The organism is Undibacterium sp. RuTC16W, from assembly GCF_049339445.1.
GTDB lineage: Bacteria > Pseudomonadota > Gammaproteobacteria > Burkholderiales > Burkholderiaceae_D > Undibacterium.
This window is the reverse complement of record NZ_JBMPPE010000004.1, coordinates 211,255-231,812: the sequence shown is the minus strand read 5'-3', so window position 1 is coordinate 231,812 and position 20,558 is coordinate 211,255. Positions and strand designations below refer to the sequence as shown.

The following is a 20,558-nucleotide window of genomic DNA, read 5'->3' as shown; positions in this document are numbered from 1 at the left end:
TCGATAGGACTGATGCAAAAATCAAGACTCCTCACTAAAGAGACCAGGAGACGCAGAGAAGAGGCCGGAGTAAGCGGCTCCATCAGATATAAGTTCAGCAATGAGTGCGAAGATTGTAAAAACGCCTGGTCAAAGACAGCTTACTTATCGTCTTTGATATAACTGTCTACATCCCTGATTTTATTCAAAGCCTCGTCAATCCTGTCCACCGGAATCAGCGTCAATCCTTCAATCGCTTGTTTCGGTGCATTGGACTTCGGAATCATCGCAATCGAAAAACCGAGCTTGGCAGCCTCTCGCAGACGCTCCTGACCGCGCGGTGCCGGGCGAATTTCTCCCGCCAATCCCACTTCGCCAAATACCACCAGACCTCTTGGTAAGGGTTTATTGCGCATGGATGAGTTAATCGCCAGCAGGACGGCGAGATCCGCCGCTGGCTCGGTGATCTTGACGCCGCCCACAGCATTAATGAATACATCCTGATCAAAGGCCGCCACACCGGCATGGCGATGCAACACGGCCAGCAACATCGCCAGACGATTCTGCTCCAGCCCGACAGAGAGCCGCTTGGCATTCGGTGCGTGCGAGCTGTCGACCAAGGCCTGTATCTCGACCAGCAAAGGTCTGGTGCCTTCTTGCGTTACCATCACGCACGATCCGGCGACCTGAGTGTCATGCTGCGACAAAAACAGGGCCGAAGGATTGGAAACGCCTTTCAAGCCACGCTCCGTCATGGCAAATACACCAAGCTCATTGACCGCACCGAATCGATTTTTGATGGCACGCACCAGACGGAAGCTCGAATGCGTATCCCCTTCAAAATACAGCACCGTATCAACAATATGCTCAAGCACACGAGGGCCTGCCAGAGCACCCTCCTTGGTCACATGTCCTACTAATATCATCGTGATGTCCATCGTTTTGGCGACACGAGTCAATTGGGCCGCGCATTCTCTCACTTGCGCGACCGATCCGGGCGCCGAACTCAGTGCATCGGAATACATGGTTTGAATCGAGTCGATCACGACGACCTGTGGCTTGTGATCGGCAAGCGTATTCAGGATTTTTTCCAGTTGAATTTCTGCTTGCAACTGCAGATCTCTCGCATCAACGGCCAGTCGCTTTGCACGCAAGGCGATCTGAGAACCGGACTCCTCACCGCTGACATACAAGACTTTTTTGATCTTCGATAAATTCGACAAAGCCTGTAACAGCAAGGTTGATTTGCCGATACCCGGGTCACCGCCGATCAGAACCACGCCACCAGCCACCAGACCGCCGCCCAATACCCGGTCAAACTCGTCAATACCGGTGCCAAAACGTGGCACTTCTTCCGCCTCAATATCAGCGAGATTAAGAACCGGTGCCGTCTGGGTAATCCCTTGATGCTTGGCAGAAAACCGGTTACCACCGACCTCTACGATCGTCTCTACTAAAGTATTCCATTGCTGGCATGACGGGCATTGCCCCGCCCATTTATTGACGATGCCGCCGCATTCGGTGCAGGTGTAATTGGTTTTAGGTTTGGCCATCGTTGAATAAAGAAAACGGGGTTTTTAGAAAACTGGATAAATGAGGACTTATACAAAACTACTGTTATTTTACCCAGTATTCAGCAATTGACTTGGTCTAAATCACGAATATTCTTTAATTTTCATGGTATAAAGCAAGCCGGTGACATTTTGTAACAGGCAAAATAAAGAATGAAACGCGGTTTCTACACAATCATGGCGGCGCAGTTTTTTTCGTCGCTTGCAGACAATGCTTTACTGATTGCTGCGATGTCTTTGCTGATCTCCATGCAGTCACCGACCTGGATGACGCCTCTCTTAAAACTGTTCTTCGTTTTATCCTACGTATTGCTGGCAGCCTTTGTTGGTGCATTTGCAGACTCTTTGCCCAAAGGCAAGGTCATGTTCATCACAAACCTGATCAAGGTTGGCGGCTGCGCCCTGATGTTTTTTCACGTGCATCCTCTGGTTGCCTATGGTGTCGTGGGATTTGGCGCAGCAGCCTATTCGCCTGCAAAATACGGCATTCTGACTGAGTTGCTTCCGGCTGAAAAATTGGTGGCAGCAAACGGCTGGATTGAGGGCTTGACGGTGACCTCCATCATTCTTGGTACGGTTTTAGGCGGACTGCTGGTGAATCCACATATTTCGGCTACTCTCCTGAATTTTGATTTCCCGGTTCTGGACTTCGGTATCAATACACCGAACGAGGCTGCCCTGTGCGTCATCGTTAGTTTGTATGCGCTGGGCGCTCTATTCAATCTCCGCATACCTGACACTGGTGCAAAATATGCACGCCAACAGCGTAATCCGATCAAACTTGTTGCGGACTTTGCTGGCTGTTTCAGTGTTTTATGGAAAGATAAGCTAGGTCAAATCTCGCTCGCTGTGACCACTCTGTTTTGGGGAGCGGGTGCTACCTTGCAATTTATCGTGTTGAAATGGGCAGAGAAGTCCTTGCATATGACATTGGACAAAGCCGCAGCCTTACAAGGGGTGACGGCAGTCGGAATCGCTTTAGGTGCAGTTGCTGCGGCCCGTTTCGTTCCGTTAAAAAAATCGCTGTCGGTGATGCCTATGGGCGTCGCGATGGGTCTGGTTGTCATTACGATGACCATGGTGACCAACGTCTGGGTTGCCTATCCCCTGCTGATATTGATCGGTGCCCTGGCTGGATTTTTTGTGGTTCCGATGAATGCCTTGCTACAACACCGCGGCCATGTATTGATGAGTGCAGGACACTCGATCGCCGTACAAAATTTTAACGAAAACCTCTCTGTTCTGACCATGCTGGCCTTGTATGCCTTGATGGTGTACTACAATTTGAATATTCACCTCGTCATCATTTTGTTTGGACTGTTTGTATCTGGGACAACCTATATGGTGATACGCAAACATGCAGCGAATCAGCTGGAATTTGACTCACTGGCATTGATCGGCGAACATAAGCACGAGCAGTAAACTAAGCTGAATCAGGTAGATATATATAGCGCCTTTTTCCGCTCGGCGCCGTTGTTCGTCATTGCATAGCTAACTATGCGGCTTCCTCCCATCTTGCCAGATGAAAAAATTCATCGTTGTGTACCCCACCAATTTAACTTGACTGATTATCAGGCCTGTTTTGAAAACGCCTTTGTAAGGCGTTGGTCAGCCACGTATCTGGCACTACCATGCCACGACAACTTTCTTGCCAGACATCCCCGTTTTTTGACATCACAGCCAGCAAAATGGGAGATTGATCGCGTATGAGTCGCTGTCTGACCTGCTCATGCAATTCTGCCGTCTCTATCACATCGGCATCGCCAGCCTGGGCAGGCGCCAACCAGTCCAGCCTGTCCAATATCAGTCCGGCAGATAATTCCAGTTGCATGACTTCAGCAATACTCCACCAATAGCCTCGACAATGATTCACCGCGATCTCCGCAGGATACGTCACTGAAGCTACTGATGCCAATGATGCCACTGAAGAAAATGCATCATCAGGCCGATAAAATAGCCAGCCTTTGATCAGGGCTTGTGCCTTCAGCACTGGCAAAGGCAACACGGATGCAGCGGCGGGATTATGGGATAACTGCAACTGCTGAGTGAACACTTTATTTAACTTGGCAGACAGGGTATCAACCAGATTGGGTCCCAGATAGTCATGCAAATGCACGCCGCTATCGATACCATCTCCCCCCGCGACATGAATGTAAAATTTTGTCGCCAGCTCCCAGTGCAACAAACCATTGACATCATTTAAGAGAAAATCGAACTCACCCAGCGTATGTTTGCCATTTTGTACCTGTACATTTTTTGCATACAAAATATTCAGATGTTGCAAATAAAACGCCAGGAGATTTTCGGCATAGCGTCCCAGGCGGCGCTGATGATGACTTTCCAGAACCTGGTGCAAGGTTTCCGGGTGACGATCCAGCTCTGTGAGCCACGTAATCAAACCGTGATCATCACTCGCTTCAATCTCAGCGATCTTACCTCGCCACGGCGGCACCTCTGTCAGCAATGACGGTGAAGTAATGAGCCAGGCCAAAGCACGTACGTGCTTATCATGCAGATGTTGCCATTGATGATGAAACTGGCTTTGATAAGTCTTCATACCTCACATCGAACGTAATGCGAGACAAAGATCTTCCCAGGTTTTGCTTTTTTCGGTTGGTTTGCGCAATAAATACGCGGGATGATAAGTGACAACCAGAGGCAGGTTCTGATAACGATGCAACTTACCGCGCAATTGCCCCACAGGCGTCTCCGGGTTCAGATCAAGCAAGGAAACCGCCGCCGTCTTACCTAAAGCAATGATGACTTCAGGCTGTATCAAAGCAATCTGCCGCTTTAAATAAGGCAGGCATGCAGCAACCTCTTCAGGCGATGGCGCCCTGTCCTTGCCTTGGGCATCCGTCGGCCGGCATTTCACGATATTGGCGATGTAGGTATTCTCACCACGTTGCATGCCCAATGCTCGCAAAATATTATCCAGCAGATGTCCGGCAGGCCCGACAAAAGGTTTTCCCTGCAAATTCTCCTGATACCCTGGCCCCTCACCGACGAACAACCATTTTGCACGTTGATCGCCGATACCAAACACCGTATTCGCCCGGCCCTCACACAACTGGCAAGCACGACATGCCGCTACCGTACTTTCTAAATCTGTCCAGTCCATATCTGCAACGGCAGCAGATACGGCTGGCACTATCGATAGAGGTTGATGCATATCGGTAGTGGCCGGAGCAAGAGTGCGAGTGGCGTCTGGTACAGAGTCACTCACAACCGCATTCAACAGACCGTGACTAGCTGGGATAAGTGGGGGACGCGGCATCACAACATGCGTAACTGGGGTGACGTCAGCAACATGAGAAATATTAGCGGCCGATACACTGCTATCTCGCAACTTCCAGACTGGACCTATTCCCAACTCATCAAGGAAGGTATCGTGTTGTTCAGCATTATTCATAGGAGCTCACAATTCTAGGCGCATCACAATCGCATCTTCTCTTGTTTGGTCGTCCACCGGATAATAGCCCTTGCGCCGACCAATTTCATTAAATCCAAACCGCTTATACACATCGACCGCGCGCTGATTGCTGACACGGACTTCAAGCAAAATTGACTGGCATTTTTTTTCCCGGCAAAACACCAGCATCTGCTCAAGCAGACTTTGGGCATAACCCTGTCTTTGATACTCGGCAGCCACGGCCAGATTCAGTAAATGCATTTCATCCATCACGGGCATCAAGACAACATAGCCGATCAAGGTCTGATCGGCGTCGCGCAAACCCAGGAAATGGTAAGCGCTATATAAAGAATCTAAAAAATTACCCCGCGTCCAGGGGTGGGTATAGACTTTTTCTTCAATCGCCAGAATGACATCAACATCCTCGAAACCAAGCCGGGAAAAATGCGTACCTTCTTGCATCAAACTGCTTCTTTCAATTGCTGGCGCTCAGCTGTAGTCAAGGCAATTTTATTGCGTAAATACAGAGGCTGCGCATGCGATGCATCCATTGCCAGACCTGCTTTAAAATCATGCATTCCCAATACAGCGATTTGTCTGGCATGAGGCATGCACGGGATCTGTCTTACAGACGCATCAAGCTGAGTCAGCACTACGCCGTTACCCAACGCATACATGATGTCATCAGACGGTTCAATCGCTTTAATCTCATCAGCTTTCGATAAGACTGGCGCGACAAGTTCCAGCCAGCGACCTGCGGCATAGCGATATTGCGCCCAATACACCTCGCCCATCCGGGCATCCAGAACACAGACTACATTTGCGGTGTCAGCCGTCTGCTTCGCGGCTTCCGCCATTGCAAGCAAACTTACAACGGGCAAAATGGGCAACTCAGCGCCAAACGCCAGTCCCTGTACGATGCCGCAAGCGGTCCGCACCCCGGTAAAAGCGCCAGGTCCGCAGCCAAAAGCAATCGCATCGCAGTCCTGCAAGCGAATGCCGGCATCCGATAATAATGACTGGATGGCGGGCAAGATGCCCTGAGAATGTGTTTGCACACCAGATAACTCACGACTGATCAAACCCTCGCCTGTCAGCAAAGCGACCGAAGCGAGTTCAGTAGAAGTTTCAATTGCAAGTAATATTGTCATGGACGTATTTTACAGGGCGCAGCCACAAACCCAAACTCAGATCTTTGAACATCGCCTGTTAACATTGCCAACAGCGCCATCGGGAGTGGCATCTCACCCAAAATTTTGAGATGAAAAGCTTTAGGTTAAAATAGAGCACATGAAATTAGCAACCAATACCGAAGATCTGAATAGCATCAAAAGCCAGTTAGAAAACAAAGCATGGCTAGTCGCCTGCCTGTGTGCTGCATGGTGCGACACCTGTACAAGTTATCGCCATCATTTTGATGCACTGGCAAAGCGGCACCCCGACCTGTGTTTTGCCTGGATAGACATTGAAGATCAGGCGCATCTGGTTGATGAGGTCGAGATTGAAAACTTCCCAACACTCTTAATTCAGCACAAAGACTCAGTGCAGTTTTTCGGCACCATGCTACCGGATACCAAACAACTTGATCGCCTGATCACCTCGGTAATTGATACCCATCGTGATACGAGTATCTCCACAACCATAGCAGCTGCGGGTATGAATCAAGGCACGCCAGAAGGATGGAGCCTGCGTCATCTGATATTGAATCAGACCGTCTGATCGCACCGCCATCCAACCACCATCGCGCAAAGTTATCTGATCCGACTTTGCACCGGCGAATACGTGATGTGCATATTAAAAATACAAAGAAAAAAGGGACTAGATTTGCATCTAGTCCCTTGAATCTGGTGCGGCTGGCAGGAATCGAACCCACGACCCCTTGGTTCGTAGCCAAGTACTCTATCCAGCTGAGCTACAGCCGCGAAAAAACAGAATTATAGCATAACAATCCTCAATTAGGAACACCCGAGCCAATAATGAATGACGGTTTTATGCTAAATTCCTGGCAAATCCTCTCGGGAGGAGACCAAGTGAATGGCTCAGGCAAGGCTAGATCAAGAAACTCACTGAACCAGCTAGCCACGAGAGAATTCAATGCAACTGATAGAAAACCTCAGATATTTTTTATTGAGGTTGGTTTTAAGCTCATTAAAGAACTGACAAAAAAGAAAAAAGGGACTAGATCTGCATCTAGTCCCTTGAATCTGGTGCGGCTGGCAGGAATCGAACCCACGACCCCTTGGTTCGTAGCCAAGTACTCTATCCAGCTGAGCTACAGCCGCGAAAGACCAAGATTATAGCATAGCAATTTTCAGTTGATAAGCCCTTTGCTCTTTTTTATTCCTCAAATCTCAACTTGCGAACCGACTTCGATCACCCGGTTAGTTGGAACCTGATAGTAGTCCGCTGCATCGCGTGCGTTGCGCGACATCGCAACAAACAACCATTCACGCCACAACGCCATACCGCTGCCAGGGCGAGAAACAATCGTCTGGCGCGCAATGAAATAAGAGGTTTCCATCGGCTCGAATTTCAAACCATAGGTTTCACACAACTCCAGCGCCTTAGGAATATCCGGCTCATTTTTAAAACCGTAGTTCACATCAATCTGGAAACAGTTATGCCCTAAATCCGCCACTCTGATTCGATCAGAGAAAGGTACCCAGGGAATTTCCTTATTATGCAAAGTTAAGAAGACGACCCTCTCATGCAAAATTTTGTTATGAGACAGATTGTGCAGCAGCGCATGCGGTACACCGTCAGCTTCACCACGTAAAAATATCGCTGTTCCATCAACCCGAACTGGCGGCGAGACAAACAAAGAAGATAAAAAATCTTCCAGAGGAATGGCGTGTTTCTTTAAATTTTCAAACACCAGCTCACGTCCACGCTTCCAAGTGACCATGATCGTGAACATGATGATACCCAACACGACTGGAAACCAACCACCGTGGAAAAACTTCAACACGTTCGCGGAGAAGAATGCAACGTCAATTATCAGGAAAAAACCCGTCGCTACAAAGCACAGGAAAGGATTGTATTTCCAGCCATAACGAATCACGAAGAATGTCAGTAAAGACGTCACTAACATCGTACCCGTCACGGCAATACCATAAGCGGATGCAAGATTCGATGAAGAGCCAAAGCCGACAACAGCAGCAACCACAACCAATAATTGCAACCAGTTAACCGCAGGAATATAAATCTGTCCGATTTCTTTAGACGACGTATGAATGATTTTCATGCGTGGCAAAAATCCAAGTGAGATAGCCTGCTTCGTCATGGAGAATGTGCCGGAAATTGTCGCCTGAGACGCAATCACCGTAGCAATCGCCGACAGCGCCACCAGGGGATAAATACTCCACGCTCCCAGCTGGGAATAAAACGGATTTGCCACAGCAGCAGGATTATCAATCAGCAACGCGCCCTGCCCGAGATAATTCAGGCCCAATGCAGGGAAGACAATCAGGAACCATGCCATCCTTATAGGCTTAGGACCAAAATGTCCCATATCCGCATACAAAGCCTCTGCACCGGTAAACGCCAGCACGACCGCACCTAAAGCAAGGAAGGCAAGTGAACGATTTTCTGTCAAAAAATGAACGGCATGCCATGGATTTAAAGCACCCAGAATCAACGGCATTTTGATGATGTTATATATACCCATCGCCGCTAATGCCAAAAACCAGATTACCATAATCGGACCGAACCATCGGCCGATACCCGCCGAGCCTTTGTGTTGCACTGAATACAGCGCGATCAACACCACCAGCGTAATCGGAACAACATAGGGAGAAAACGCAGGCGTTGCAACTTCAAGGCCCTCAATCGCCGACAGGACAGAAATCGCTGGTGTAATAACACCGTCCCCATAGAACAGAGCAGCGCCAAACAGGCCGAGTACAAATAAGAGGAAATGCCATTTCGAGGACTTGCCGACGGACTCCAGCGCCATTGCAGTCAGTGCCATAATACCGCCCTCCCCCCGGTTATCTGCCCGCAAGATCAGCGTCACGTATTTGACTGCAACGATAATGAACAAGCCCCACAAAATCAGTGAGACTATGCCAAAAATGTTTGCTTCAGTGAGTGGAAGTCCATGCTCTTTTGAAAACACCTCTTTCATTGTGTAAAGAGGGCTGGTGCCGATATCGCCGTAGACGATGCCGATGGCAGCTAACGTTAGAGCCGTTAAGCTGCTTTTAGTATGTTGATTAGCCAATTGTGTACCTTGTTATTATTGGTGCATTGCACAATAGGTGATCCGGCAAAGAATTTCAAGAAAGAACTTCAGGAATTAGCTAGCCATATGTATTTGTGCAACAACTATCAACATTCTGCAAAGTTTCAGTTGTAGTGTAAATGAAAAAAACTGTGACTTAATCGCGTTGAAGCCATCGTGAGATAAAAAATGAGCAGATAAATAAACAGTACTCTGATTTTTTACTATGATCAAAGTAAACAAACTTCAATTATGCCAAAAATTAACTGTGTCAGGATGGATTTAACCGTGACTTACTAAAAAGCAACGGGTCACATTTCTATTATTACAATCGCATGATTTTGGTTTAACATAGGTATAAGAAGACTGATAGTTTTTATTAATAAAACGTATGTAATTCCGATTTACTCATGGTGTGACTACACTGATGAATGATCAATTCGACGAATTCAGCTCACTATCGCAGCCAGCAGAGCTGCCTGCCTTGCACAGCAACGGGAGCGTCGCACCTGCGTCCGCACCGACGACGACAGCTCGTCTTCAATACCTGATTGAGAATACCCCTGCGATTATTTACAGCAGTGTACCAACCGGGGATTTCAAAATGACCTTCGTGAGCAGCAATGCTCTGCGTGTCCTCGGCTACCATCCAGAAGAAATGGTATCTGATCCCAATTTCTGGTTCGATCATATTCATCCAGAAGACATCCCACAAATATTTTCCAGTATCGGAATGCTCTTTACTGAAGGATCCAGAACCTACGAATATCGTTTTAAAGGTAGTAACGGAAGCTACATCTGGATGCACGATATGCTCAGACTCATACGTGATGCTGATGGCAATCCAGTAGAAGTCGTCGGCTCACTCACCGATATTACTCAACGCAAGCAGATGGAAGAAGCACTGCAAAAAAAAGGCGAAGAGCAACAAGCGCTGATCCAAAAATTACAAGAAGCCCAAGAGCAATTACTGCAATCCGAAAAAATGGCCTCCGTCGGGCAACTTGCGGCAGGCATCGCGCATGAAATCAATAACCCTGTCGGGTTTGTGAATTCGAACATGGGGTCTTTGCAAAATTATGTAGGAACCCTGTTTGGCGTCATTGAGCAGTACGACAAATTATTCCAACATATTCCTCCGACCTCTGAATTTCACAAACGCCTGGCAGCGATAAGAGAAAAAGCAGATCTGGCTTTTTTAAAAGAAGACGTGGAGGATCTTGTTCGTGAGTCGATGGATGGCCTGAAGCGCGTCAAGGATATTGTCCAGTCCTTAAAAGATTTCTCTCATGTCGGAGAAACTGACTGGCAAGAAGCTGATATTCATCAAGGACTTGATAGCACTTTAAATATCGTCAAAAACGAAATTAAATACAAAGCGAATATTGTCAAAGAATACGGAAAACTGCCTCCGGTGAAATGTATTATTTCCCAGCTCAATCAAGTTTTCATGAATCTCTTTGTTAACGCATCGCATGCAATCAAAGAAACCGGCGTTATCACGGTCAGCACCGGGGTACAGAACGACTGGGTCTGGATTAAAGTAAGTGATACAGGTTCAGGCATTTCTCCAGAAAATTTAAAACGTATTTTCGAACCATTTTTCACTACAAAACCGATCGGTAGCGGCACTGGATTAGGATTATCTTTAACCTATGGAATCATTAAAAAACATAGGGGAAGAATTGAGGTTGAAAGCGAATTAGGCAAGGGAACCAGCTTCACTTTACATTTACCGATACATCCAGAGAATGCGCCAGAAACCTAGAGCAGATACATAGATGCGATTGCTCTCAGGCTCAGCAGAGATCGCTGAAGAACTTAAGGGTATTGCGAAAAACTGATTTGCATACCAATTATTTTAGCTGAATTTGTCCTCTTTATAAGCTCAAGAACCATGCCAAACCCAGCTAATTATGATGAAAAAGTAAACCACATACTCGACACACTGAAAAGTAGTGAAGACATATTGTTGCAGCAGCTAAATTTTCTCGATTTTAGCGAGGGAGATGCAGCAGCGTTGGTTGATCTAGGGGGGGAAATATATCCCTACCGCCAAAGACTCCTCGATATGCTGTCACAGCATTTAAAAAACACAAATCAGTTAACGCGATCACTGACTGCCGCAGAATATGAGGAGTTACACGAATATAATCGCATCTATTTTTCCCTGCTGACTAGCGGTGTTTATGATAAAAATTACATTCATAATCGACTGAATTTAGCTATAAAAAAACAAGGTCTGGGTTTAAGTCATGAACATTATTTAAACACCTGTCGAAAATATTTATCTGAAATAAAATCGATCATATGGGAAATCAGCGAACATGATTTTTCAAACTTTACTCTCTACTTTGACGCCCTGCTCAAGTTAATCTTCTTCGATATAGGTGTTGTCCTGAGTGCTTACTCCTACAATGAAAAATTTAAATTGGAGGAAGCAAAGAAAATTCAGGAAGAACTAGAAAAAGAATTTCTTTTTCAAAAAACCCACGACGACCTGACAGGACTTCCAAATCGTAGTTTATTAAAAGATCGGACGAAACAAGCCATCTACTCTGCAGACAGAAGGGCGACCACAGTCGCAATACTTCACCTTGGACTGGATCATTTCAAACAAATCAACGATGGTGTTGGCTACAACACTGGCGATGAAATACTTAAAAATATAGCCGAACGACTGCATCAGTCCGTTCATGAAGCCGATACAGTTTCTTACTACGGCGGGGATGAATTTGTATTAATTTTGAAAGATTTTGAAAAAACAGAGAACATTATCAATGTTTGCGAACGCATCTCAGGCGTCATTGCTGAGCCCTACTTAGCTAACAATATTGAGCTACATCTCTCATGCAGTATAGGCATTGCCCTTTACCCACAAGATAGCAGTAGCGACGATGAACTATTTACTTTTGCGGATCTGGCATTGAACCGCGCCAAACAATTGGGACGTAGTAACTTCCAGTTTTACTCAGCAAAAATGAATGACATTACGAAAGATCGTGTCGAAATATCAAACGATCTTCATAAGGCTATTGTTGCTGAAGAACTATCTGTACACTACCAGCCAAAAGCAGATTTACAAACAGGGAAAGTCATTGGACTGGAAGCACTCTTACGCTGGGCTCATCCACATAGAGGCATGGTCTCTCCCGCCTATTTCATTCCGATCGCAGAAGAATCCGGTTTAATTGAAAAGCTCGGTAACTGGGTGATAAAACAGGTCTGCCGAGATATAGTCGCCTGGAAGCAAGATGAAATTATCGTCCCATGTATCGCGATCAATGTCTCCCCAAGACAATTGCAGAATCCTTTCTTCACTACCAAATTACTGAATATCTTGAGAGAAATGCAGATCGGTCACGATATGATTTCTTTAGAAGTGACCGAGAGTGTATTAATGGATCACCGCACCCCTGTAGGCAATATGCTAAAGGGATTCAAAGAGCATGGTATCACCCTGGCTTTAGATGATTTTGGTACTGGCTATTCAGCACTCAGCTATCTCAAACACTTCCCTTTTGATTACGTCAAAATAGATCAATCGTTTATTCGCGACATTACCGAAAATTCCGGTGATGCCTCCATTTCTAAAGCAGTAATCGCCATGGCGCACAGTCTGGGCATTAAGGTCATTGCCGAAGGTGTCGAAACAGAAGCTCAGTGTGCATTTTTAAGCCTCAATATGTGCGATCAGATTCAAGGATATTTCCTCTCCAGGCCAATGCCAGCAGATAAAACAAAAGAATTTTTACAAAATGATATTTGTTTGGAAAATCATCTATTGCGCATGGAAAAACCACAACGATCCTTACTCTTAGTTGATGATGAACCAAATATTTTAGCCTCCGTAAAACGACTTTTACGGCGTGACGGATATCAAATCTTTACCGCCAATAGCGGGCAAGATGGCCTTAGATTACTGAGTGAAAACAAAGTTGATGTTATCGTCTCAGATCAGCGTATGCCTGAAATGACAGGTGTTGAATTTCTACGCAATGCAAAAAAACTTTACCCGGATACGATACGCATCGTCTTATCCGGCTACACCGAATTACAATCGATTACGGACGCGATCAACGAAGGGGCAATCTATAAATTCCTGACAAAACCTTGGGAAGATGAGCAGCTCAAAGAACAAATAGCAGAAGCCTTTCATCATAAAGAAATGGCTGACGAAAACCGTCGGCTCAATATGCAAATTCAGACAGCCAATCAGGAGTTAGCAACCACCAATCGACATCTGGCCGATGTACTGAAACAAAAACAATTACAAATCAAGCGAGACGAAACCAGCCTGGGAATTGTCAGAGAAGTTCTGCAATATATACCCGTACCGCTGATTGGCATTGACGACGACGACATGGTCGCGTTTATCAATCAGGCAGCGGAGATACTGTTACAAAAATCCACCCCAATGCTAGGAGAAAATATTCAACTATTATCCCGAGAACTCAGTCACTCTCTGCAAGCACGTGAAGCGGGTCAGGATTTTCAAATTGCGATAGAAAATACGTATTACATCGCCAACTGGAAAGTAATGGGAGAACGATCACAATCTCGTGGAAAATTAATTACCTTGCGATTAGACAATTAGCATGATTAAGCTCATCAGGGTTTGCGACGCGCTCCCCGACATGATCATCGCCGATAATTTTTTCGATGAAGGGGGTCGCATATTACTCTCCAAAGGCATAAGACTCACGTCAGCACTGATTCAATCGCTGATAAAACGTGACATTGATCAAGTATGCATAGTAATCAATGATGCAGGAAGCAATCTGGATACGAGCAATATAAATCAACTACACGAGCGCCTTGATCAGATATTCAAGCAAACAGAACATCTGCCTGCTAACTTGCAGCTAAAGGAATATCTGTCGGAATATTATGCGGAGAAGATCGGATGAATCAGACCGGTCACATTTCACTGGAGGCGATTGCAACAAAAATTCAACGCCTCCCAGCTTTATCTTCAATCGTCACCGAATTGCTGACAAGCATGGAGAAAGACGATGTCGATATCGGTTCCGTCGTCACAAAAATTTCACATGACCAGACTCTGACAGCCAAGGCCTTACGCCTCGCTAATTCATCGTTTTACGGCATGCAACATCAGATCACCAGCATCCAGGAAGCCATTACCGTATTAGGTTTCCGCAGTATACAGACGCTGGTAACCACTACTGCAATCATTTCTAGCTTTAGAGAAAATCATGCGTCTATTTTTGACTTCACCGTCTTCTGGAGACACTCTATTGCCAGCGCAATATGTGCACAGGAAATTGCTCGTTTTGTAGAAATGAGTCCAGATAAGGCGTTTACAGCCTGCCTGCTCCACGACATCGGCAAATTAGTCCTGATCACTGTATATCAAGAGCAATATACGCAAGTTCTGGAACGACAAAAGCAATCCGATACTTCTTTGTTTTTATTAGAAAACGAAATGTTAGGTATTGATCATGCAGCAGTTGGAAGCGCACTGGCAAGCTATTGGAAATTTCCTGAAGAAATTCAACACGCGATTGCCTGCCATCATGCACCGGAAAACCATCAGCAGCTTGCGATGATTTTACATGTTGCAGATGCAATTGCCCACGCATTAGATCTCACTCATTCCCATGACGAAGCAGTACCCGAAATAAACGAATTTGCCTGGCAACAACTAGGACTGACTCCTCAGACATGTAAAAAAATATTCTGCCGCACAGAAATGCAATGTGAAGAAATTTGCGCAATATTGATCGCCTAATCTGGAGACATAGTGATAAACCAACCTCCTTCCGATTTTTTAAAACCTGCAGATAGTCAACACACACCGGCAACTGACGATGTTTCGACTACGTCACCGGTCAATTTATTATCAAAAGAAAAGCCCGATGAACTGGCTTTAAGTTTGATGGATCTGGACTTATTTCAATTCTTAGATAGCAATCCTGTTCCTACCTTTGTCATTAATAAAGAACACTTCATCACTCATTGGAACCGGGCGGCAGAGCGAGTTCTCGGGCATTCCGCAAGTACGATGGTCTCCACGCAAAAACAATGGCTGCCATTTTATCGGCATAAACGTCCGGTGCTTGCCGACCTGGTCATAGCAGAACAGGTAGAAAATAGCGTCGACACCTTCTATAGCAAAAAATTTAAAGCATCGACTTTAATCAAAGGTGCTTATGAAGTGGATGATTTTTTCCCTCATCTAGGGCAAAGCGGATTGTGGTTACATTTTACGGCGGCACCTTTATTCACTCATCAGGGTGAAATCATTGGCGCGATCGAAACCTTAGAGGATATTACTGAGCGTCACGATGCAGAAGAGGCTTTGCGTAAAGCCCATAATGACTTGGAAACACTCGTCAAAAAAAGAACCGAACAATTAGCCGAAGCAAATCAAAAATTAGAAGCCGACTTGCAACAGCGAGCCATCATCGAATTTGAATTAATACGACGTAATGGCGAGCTGACACAACTCAACATCCAGCTATCCAAAGCGCAGGAACAACTACTACAATCTGAAAAATTAGCGTCTATAGGGCAGCTAGCGGCAGGCGTCGCACATGAGATTAATAATCCTGTAGGGTATATTTTTTCCAATTTCAGCTCACTAGAAAAATATATAGCCGATTTATTTGAGATGCTTACTGCATATGAATCTGCCGAACAGCATATCAGTCAGGCAAATGTACTTACTGAACTGAGCAAGTTAAAAAAAGACCTAGAGCTGGATTTTTTAAAAGATGACATACCTGAGCTCATGTCTCAATCTAAAGAAGGCATTGGCCGGGTGCGTAAGATCGTTCAAGATCTCAAAGATTTTTCAAGAACAGATACCAACAATGTGTGGCAGTGGTCGAACCTCCATCATGGGATTGACTCAACACTCAATATCGTCAATAACGAAATCAAATATAAAGCGGACGTCATCAAAGAATATGGGCATATTCCCGATGTCGAATGCCTGCCAACCCAGATTAACCAAGTCATCATGAATCTGGTGGTGAATGCCAGCCATGCGATTGGCGATGAACGCGGCAAAATTATCATACGCACATTTCCAGAGCTGCACCATGAACAGGAATTCGTCATCATCGAAATAGAGGATAACGGATCAGGCATCCCTAAAGAGATTACCTCACGTATCTTTGACCCTTTTTTTACGACAAAACCAATAGGTAAAGGAACCGGTCTGGGTCTCTCATTAGCTTACGGCATTATTCAAAAACATCAGGGACAGATTAGCCTCTCATCGGAGGTAGGGAAAGGCAGCTGTTTCCGCATCAAACTACCAGTTAAACATCCTGAATCAGACAATAACAAGGAGAGCACAACATGAGCGATCCCCTCCTTCCCGATCAGCAATCAGAAACGGAACGAATGGAGCAATTTGTTCTGTCGGCAAAAATTTTATGTGTCGATGACGAACCCAACATCCTGTCGTCGTTACGCCGCCTTTTTCGTGCCAAAGGTTACAAAGTTCTAATCGCCAATAGTGGACAGGAGGGCTTAGCTGTCATGGAAACTGAAGCGATTGACCTGGTCATCTCTGACATGCGCATGCCGGAAATGGATGGTGCCCAGTTCCTGGAGAAAGTCCGGAGTCGCTGGCCGGCTACCTTACGTCTTTTATTGACCGGATACGCAGATGTCCAGGCTATTATTGATGCCATCAATCGCGGTGAAATTTATCGCTACATCACAAAGCCGTGGGACGATAACGACATCATGCTGGTGGTCCGCCAGGCATTGGAGCGTAAAGCACTGGAGAATGAAAAGAAAAGGCTGGAAGCTCTGACCTTGCGGCAAAACGACGAATTAAAGGAATTGAATCATAGCCTCGAAGCAAAGGTAGAAGCCCGGACTGCTGAACTAAAAAAAGCACATGACTCTCTGATCCATGCCAACGATAAACTTAAAACCAGTTTTTTAACCTCTATCAAAGTGTTTTCCAGCCTGATTGAAATGCGTGGCGGTAAACTTGCAGGACGCTCCAGAAGAGTCGCTGACCTAGGCAGGAAAATTGCAATCCGGATGGGATGCGATGCCAAAGACTCACAAGAAATTTTCGTCGCAGGTCTATTGGTAGATATCGGCAAAATCGGTTTTTCAGATGAACTGCTTAATACCCCATTTAATAACCTGAACGGCGACGAACTTGGGGAATACCACAAACACACCATACGCGCAGAGCAGTTACTGATGCCACTTGAGGATTTGCAAGGCGCTGCAAAAATACTCCGGTCGCAACATGAACGTTTTGATGGTAGCGGTTTCCCTGATCGATTAGCCGCGGATGCAATTCCTTTAGGCGCTCGTATATTGGCTCTGGCAAGTGATTACGATAGTCTGCAAACTGGTAGTCTGGTACTACGCAGGCTACCCGCCGACGAAGCTCAAAGAGTGGTGCAACGAGGCTTAAAAAGTCGTTACGATGAAAATGTTGTCAACGCGTTCAATCAGGTTTTAAGCGGTCACCTTGGCGAACCTACGTCAGATATGGAGATTGCTATCCGTGACTTGCAAGCTGGCATGGTGTTGTCTAATGAGATGATATCGCGTGACGGTGTCATGCTATTACCCGCAGATCATGTACTGACTGACCGCATCATAGAAAAAATGCGTCTCTACGATGCATCGAATGGTGGCCGTATGACACTAAGAGTAAAAACAAATCCAAACGCAACAGCGAGCGCGCAAACAAACCCTTACGCCAATATTATAAGGAGAACATAATGCGTCGCGCCTTATTAGTTGATGACGAAATGAATGTATTACACGCTCTTCAGCGCAGCCTTCGTCCTATCTCCCAAAAATTGCATATTGATATTGAGTTATGTAACGACCCCAAGCTTGCGATTCAAAAAATGGGGACGACTCAATATGATTTTATTATTTCTGATTATCATATGCCTTCGATGAACGGCGTAGATTTTTTTAGAATCGCGAAAGAAATTCAGAGCGACAGTATCCGCATGATGCTCAGCGCATCGGCTGACTTCAAGACAATTATGGGTGCAGTCAACGAAGCTGAAGTATTTCGCTATATTACCAAGCCGTGGGAAACCGCCGATCTGGAAGAAAATGTGCAATTAGCACTCGATCTCAGAGATCAGCTACTCAAGGACAAAAAAATCATTGATCAGGCACAGGCTGAACATCATCAACTCACACCCGAAGAGCTAGAAAAAAAATCTCTGGAAGAGAGCGAACCAGGCATTACCAATGTTATCTGGGATGCGCGTGGAGGCGTGGTTCTTGAGAATCCAGACGATCCTTCCGAAACATGAAGCCGGGATCTGTCAACATCTTGAATACGATGTTGCGATGTGTAGAGGCTCCCAAAAAAGGAATCCGCAATAAGAACAAGCCTTTCCGAGGCATTTTGGCTTGTAAGCCGCACGCAGATTGCGGATTCAATGTGAAACTAATTGAAAATTCTTTCTACGCTATGCAAACTTCTGATGTTGCTAACCTGCTATAGCCAGAGAGCTTATCAATTCATATTACGCTCGCGAACCACACTGCCGGCTTACGCTGATCACAGTCTTAACCATGCAAGCCAGCAGAATGAAAAAGCGCTTAAAAGGTTTGACTAAAAATTTTTGCTTACAGACGCCACTAGCGCTGTCTTACCCAAAAATTTGCCATTCACAGGTGAAGCATAAGCAAGCTTATCTGCGTTTGTACCAATAACGGCGACTGCCCAGTTGATTGACCACAGCTCTTTGGTGAGACCGATTTTCCAGTCGGTATAGGTTGCGGCAGAATTATTTTTCACATTCTGGCGACCAGCATGCAGATTGAGTACCAGTCCTGTATCGAGATCCAGATTGACACCGAGATCCAGATATCCACTATTCTTACTCTCGGCAAAACCAAATAAATTGGTTACGGCATGCGAGTATTTTGCATAGGCGGGACCATAGCTTAGCTGTCCATAGATTTCCGTTGTATTGGCGTTCACAGCCAAACCGTTAGATGGATAAACATAGGTCAATACGCCGACGTCATAACCTATATCTTTAACGATCTCGCCACGTTTGCCTGCATACAGATCGATCTCAAGATCGCCGCTACCTCCGGCATCTTTTGTCCATTTGATGGTTGACGCCCACGTCTCCGCATAAAATCCACTGGGGTTGTTCGCATAATCAGCACCGCCCTGCAAGGCAGGCTGCAGGCGGGTCTGCGAGATTCCTCGGTAGCGATAATCGGATGCCACCGCAACATTAAAACTCAACTCGTTATCTGGCTTTGGCTCGTCTGCATACGCAGCCGTTCCATAAAACAAACTGGAGAGCACACTCATCAAGATTATTTTTTTCATTGGATTTTCACATTCATATAAAACTACTGATTTAAAAAAACTGCTGGTACGGTATTCTGGCAAATCGGTCGAGGACTTCCCGAAAAGATATGCAACAACGCACAGCAACTGACAACGACACTTAATAACAGTACGACATGCCATTTGACAAAAAACAGGCGTGCAAAAGCCCGACTCTCAGCCTGGCAAAGCTGAAAATAATTAATGACTACTTAAGTAGATAAAGGAATTAGCGGATTATTGGATTAATGCTGTTTGCTCGTTCAACCAGTGTTCAACGCGCACTCAATATTCACTACCGATCACAGCGCAATTCACCGATAAGCTGACGTGAGTACGCGTCACATCGGTAGCAACAATCGGTAACCTACTGCAGTTTCGGTTAGCAGATAGCGAGGCTGGGTGGGATCATCTTCGAGTTTCTGTCGTAAATGCCCCATGTAGATCCGGAGATAATGGCCGTCCTCGGTATGCGATGGCCCCCAGACTTCTCTTAATAATTGCAGATTAGTGACGACTCGTCCTGCATTGTTGACCAGCACACTGAGCAGACGAAATTCCGTTTTTGTCAGATGCACCATATTGCCCCCCTTGGTAACGAGGCGTGCCTGCTGATCGACGCGGATATCGCCGAACTGGACTATTCCGTCAGTGGCAGTACCTGGCTGGCGCTGGCGACGCAAGGTTGCGCGCACCCGCGCCAATAATTCGCCAACACCAAAAGGCTTGCTTAAAAAATCGTCGGCACCCGCATCCAGCGCCTTGATTTTATCGGCCTCGTTAACCCTTGCCGACAAGACGATAACCGGGACGCTAGACCAATGACGCAGGTCTTTGATGAAATCAACTCCATCACCGTCCGGCAAGCCGAGATCAAGAATAATCAAATCTGGCTGGCGCGTACCGGCATCAATCAAGCCGCGTTGAAACCCTCCGGCCTCTTCAACTTGCCAGCCCTCCTCTTCCAGCGCACTACGTACAAAACGACGGATTTGCGGTTCGTCCTCAACCAATAGCGCAGTAGGTTTTGATTCAGTTTTCATCACTTGG

At 46.0% G+C, this 20,558-nt stretch carries 17 protein-coding genes and 2 tRNA genes; 9 read left to right on the top strand and 10 right to left on the bottom strand.

All coding sequences use genetic code 11. The features are described 5' to 3' along the window. Positions 1-140: 140 nt before the first annotated feature. Entirely contained in the window at positions 141-1,532 is a 1,392-nt protein-coding gene (gene radA, locus ACO0K4_RS09955) for a DNA repair protein RadA (RefSeq protein ID WP_422956469.1), read from the bottom strand. 171 nt (positions 1,533-1,703) lie between these two features. On the opposite strand from radA, the gene lplT reads away from it, so the two are divergent. Next, positions 1,704-2,972 (top strand): lysophospholipid transporter LplT, encoded by a 1,269-nt coding sequence (gene lplT / locus ACO0K4_RS09950; protein ID WP_422956468.1) that lies wholly within the window; start codon positions 1,704-1,706, stop codon positions 2,970-2,972. Positions 2,973-3,105: 133 nt separating this feature from the next. Here the strand turns inward: lplT and ACO0K4_RS09945 are convergent, their stop codons facing one another. The 4 genes from ACO0K4_RS09945 to tsaB are packed head-to-tail and all read right to left on the bottom strand — an operon-like array spanning position 3,106 to position 6,113. Beyond that, complete coding sequence (locus tag ACO0K4_RS09945; protein WP_422956467.1) at positions 3,106-4,107, bottom strand: DUF1853 family protein; 1,002 nt, start codon at positions 4,105-4,107, stop codon at positions 3,106-3,108. A 3-nt stretch (positions 4,108-4,110) separates the two neighbouring features. After that, complete coding sequence (locus ACO0K4_RS09940) at positions 4,111-4,962, bottom strand: uracil-DNA glycosylase (RefSeq protein WP_422956466.1); 852 nt, start codon at positions 4,960-4,962, stop codon at positions 4,111-4,113. A 6-nt stretch (positions 4,963-4,968) separates the two neighbouring features. After that, entirely contained in the window at positions 4,969-5,424 is a 456-nt protein-coding gene (gene rimI, locus ACO0K4_RS09935; protein WP_422956465.1) for a ribosomal protein S18-alanine N-acetyltransferase, read from the bottom strand. After that, entirely contained in the window at positions 5,424-6,113 is a 690-nt protein-coding gene (gene tsaB, locus ACO0K4_RS09930; RefSeq protein WP_422956464.1) for a tRNA (adenosine(37)-N6)-threonylcarbamoyltransferase complex dimerization subunit type 1 TsaB, read from the bottom strand. The genes rimI and tsaB overlap by 1 nt, the downstream gene beginning before the upstream one ends. A 139-nt stretch (positions 6,114-6,252) precedes the next feature. On the opposite strand from tsaB, the gene ACO0K4_RS09925 reads away from it, so the two are divergent. Next, positions 6,253-6,681 carry a thioredoxin family protein gene (locus tag ACO0K4_RS09925; protein ID WP_422956463.1) on the top strand — a complete coding sequence of 143 codons (429 nt, stop codon included), beginning with the start codon at positions 6,253-6,255 and terminating at the stop codon, positions 6,679-6,681. Positions 6,682-6,807: 126 nt separating this feature from the next. On the opposite strand, the gene ACO0K4_RS09920 is transcribed toward ACO0K4_RS09925, so the two are convergent. From ACO0K4_RS09920 to ACO0K4_RS09910, 3 genes are all read right to left on the bottom strand, one after another. After that, positions 6,808-6,884, bottom strand: a tRNA-Arg gene (locus ACO0K4_RS09920). 283 nt (positions 6,885-7,167) lie between these two features. Then, positions 7,168-7,244 (bottom strand) — tRNA-Arg (locus ACO0K4_RS09915). Positions 7,245-7,306: 62 nt separating this feature from the next. Continuing rightward, positions 7,307-9,184, bottom strand: a complete 1,878-nt coding sequence (locus ACO0K4_RS09910) for a potassium transporter Kup (RefSeq protein WP_422956462.1) — start codon at positions 9,182-9,184, stop codon at positions 7,307-7,309. Positions 9,185-9,611: 427 nt separating this feature from the next. On the opposite strand from ACO0K4_RS09910, the gene ACO0K4_RS09905 reads away from it, so the two are divergent. The 7 genes from ACO0K4_RS09905 to ACO0K4_RS09875 all read left to right on the top strand — a co-directional run bounded on the left by ACO0K4_RS09905 (position 9,612) and on the right by ACO0K4_RS09875 (position 18,468). Further along, the gene (locus tag ACO0K4_RS09905) at positions 9,612-10,952 is read left to right on the top strand and encodes an ATP-binding protein (RefSeq protein WP_422956461.1); all 1,341 of its coding nucleotides are present in this window, start codon (positions 9,612-9,614) and stop codon (positions 10,950-10,952) included. Between the two features lie 129 nt (positions 10,953-11,081). Beyond that, entirely contained in the window at positions 11,082-13,781 is a 2,700-nt protein-coding gene (locus ACO0K4_RS09900; RefSeq protein ID WP_422956460.1) for an EAL domain-containing protein, read from the top strand. Position 13,782: 1 nt separating this feature from the next. Then, positions 13,783-14,094 (top strand): hypothetical protein, encoded by a 312-nt coding sequence (locus tag ACO0K4_RS09895; RefSeq protein ID WP_422956459.1) that lies wholly within the window; start codon positions 13,783-13,785, stop codon positions 14,092-14,094. After that, positions 14,091-14,936 carry an HDOD domain-containing protein gene (locus ACO0K4_RS09890; protein ID WP_422956458.1) on the top strand — a complete coding sequence of 282 codons (846 nt, stop codon included), beginning with the start codon at positions 14,091-14,093 and terminating at the stop codon, positions 14,934-14,936. The genes ACO0K4_RS09895 and ACO0K4_RS09890 overlap by 4 nt, the downstream gene beginning before the upstream one ends. 147 nt (positions 14,937-15,083) lie before the next feature. Next, complete coding sequence (locus ACO0K4_RS09885; protein WP_422956635.1) at positions 15,084-16,517, top strand: ATP-binding protein; 1,434 nt, start codon at positions 15,084-15,086, stop codon at positions 16,515-16,517. After that, on the top strand, positions 16,514-17,914 hold the full coding sequence (locus ACO0K4_RS09880) for an HD domain-containing phosphohydrolase (protein ID WP_422956457.1): 1,401 nt from the start codon (positions 16,514-16,516) through the stop codon (positions 17,912-17,914). The genes ACO0K4_RS09885 and ACO0K4_RS09880 overlap by 4 nt, the downstream gene beginning before the upstream one ends. Then, positions 17,914-18,468, top strand: coding sequence for a response regulator (locus ACO0K4_RS09875; RefSeq protein ID WP_422956456.1), 555 nt, complete (start codon positions 17,914-17,916; stop codon positions 18,466-18,468). Before ACO0K4_RS09880 ends, ACO0K4_RS09875 begins: the two co-directional genes overlap by 1 nt. 305 nt (positions 18,469-18,773) lie before the next feature. Here the strand turns inward: ACO0K4_RS09875 and ACO0K4_RS09870 are convergent, their stop codons facing one another. Beyond that, positions 18,774-19,508, bottom strand: coding sequence for a TorF family putative porin (locus ACO0K4_RS09870; RefSeq protein WP_422956455.1), 735 nt, complete (start codon positions 19,506-19,508; stop codon positions 18,774-18,776). 341 nt (positions 19,509-19,849) lie between these two features. Continuing rightward, positions 19,850-20,551 carry a two-component system response regulator KdpE gene (gene kdpE, locus ACO0K4_RS09865; RefSeq protein WP_422956454.1) on the bottom strand — a complete coding sequence of 234 codons (702 nt, stop codon included), beginning with the start codon at positions 20,549-20,551 and terminating at the stop codon, positions 19,850-19,852. Between the last annotated feature and the right edge of the window lie 7 nt (positions 20,552-20,558).

Coding starts and splice junctions, on each gene's coding strand:
- tsaB (WP_422956464.1), bottom strand. CDS start 6,113: ATGACAATATTACTTGCAATTGAAACTTCTACTGAACTCGCTTCGGTC.
- ACO0K4_RS09905 (WP_422956461.1), top strand. CDS start 9,612: ATGAATGATCAATTCGACGAATTCAGCTCACTATCGCAGCCAGCAGAG.
- ACO0K4_RS09895 (WP_422956459.1), top strand. CDS start 13,783: ATGATTAAGCTCATCAGGGTTTGCGACGCGCTCCCCGACATGATCATC.
- kdpE (WP_422956454.1), bottom strand. CDS start 20,551: ATGAAAACTGAATCAAAACCTACTGCGCTATTGGTTGAGGACGAACCG.
- ACO0K4_RS09925 (WP_422956463.1), top strand. CDS start 6,253: ATGAAATTAGCAACCAATACCGAAGATCTGAATAGCATCAAAAGCCAG.
- ACO0K4_RS09945 (WP_422956467.1), bottom strand. CDS start 4,107: ATGAAGACTTATCAAAGCCAGTTTCATCATCAATGGCAACATCTGCAT.
- ACO0K4_RS09940 (WP_422956466.1), bottom strand. CDS start 4,962: ATGAATAATGCTGAACAACACGATACCTTCCTTGATGAGTTGGGAATA.
- rimI (WP_422956465.1), bottom strand. CDS start 5,424: ATGCAAGAAGGTACGCATTTTTCCCGGCTTGGTTTCGAGGATGTTGAT.
- radA (WP_422956469.1), bottom strand. CDS start 1,532: ATGGCCAAACCTAAAACCAATTACACCTGCACCGAATGCGGCGGCATC.
- ACO0K4_RS09885 (WP_422956635.1), top strand. CDS start 15,084: ATGGATCTGGACTTATTTCAATTCTTAGATAGCAATCCTGTTCCTACC.
- ACO0K4_RS09890 (WP_422956458.1), top strand. CDS start 14,091: ATGAATCAGACCGGTCACATTTCACTGGAGGCGATTGCAACAAAAATT.
- lplT (WP_422956468.1), top strand. CDS start 1,704: ATGAAACGCGGTTTCTACACAATCATGGCGGCGCAGTTTTTTTCGTCG.
- ACO0K4_RS09875 (WP_422956456.1), top strand. CDS start 17,914: ATGCGTCGCGCCTTATTAGTTGATGACGAAATGAATGTATTACACGCT.
- ACO0K4_RS09870 (WP_422956455.1), bottom strand. CDS start 19,508: ATGAAAAAAATAATCTTGATGAGTGTGCTCTCCAGTTTGTTTTATGGA.
- ACO0K4_RS09900 (WP_422956460.1), top strand. CDS start 11,082: ATGCCAAACCCAGCTAATTATGATGAAAAAGTAAACCACATACTCGAC.
- ACO0K4_RS09880 (WP_422956457.1), top strand. CDS start 16,514: ATGAGCGATCCCCTCCTTCCCGATCAGCAATCAGAAACGGAACGAATG.